The organism is Cupriavidus sp. SIMBA_020, from assembly GCF_046535395.1.
Taxonomy (GTDB): domain Bacteria; phylum Pseudomonadota; class Gammaproteobacteria; order Burkholderiales; family Burkholderiaceae; genus Cupriavidus; species Cupriavidus campinensis.
The window spans coordinates 1-263 of the sequence record NZ_JAWRWU010000845.1 but is presented as its reverse complement, the minus strand read 5'-3'; the positions used below and the strand labels follow the sequence as shown (position 1 = coordinate 263).

Annotated in this window: 1 protein-coding gene; it reads left to right on the top strand. The window is 66.9% G+C overall.

From position 1 onward, the window contains the following. On the top strand, positions 1-247 hold a 247-nt coding region (locus tag SB751_RS31770; RefSeq protein WP_410749241.1), incomplete at its 5' end, for a rod shape-determining protein. Between the last annotated feature and the right edge of the window lie 16 nt (positions 248-263).

Here is a 263-nt window from a genome sequence, read left to right as displayed (position 1 = left end):
CCAGATCGTCTCTGCCGTCAAGATCGCCCTTGAGCAGACCCCGCCCGAACTCGGCGCCGACATCACCGACAAGGGCATCGCCCTGACCGGCGGCGGCGCCCTGCTGCGTGACCTGGACCGCCTGCTGCAAGAAGAAACCGGCCTGCCGGTGGTGGTCGCCGATGATCCCCTGACCTGCGTCGTGCGCGGTTGCGGCGAGGCGCTGGAACACCTTGAGAAACTGGGCGCGATCTTCATCAACGACTAATCCTGCCCGCCAGCCC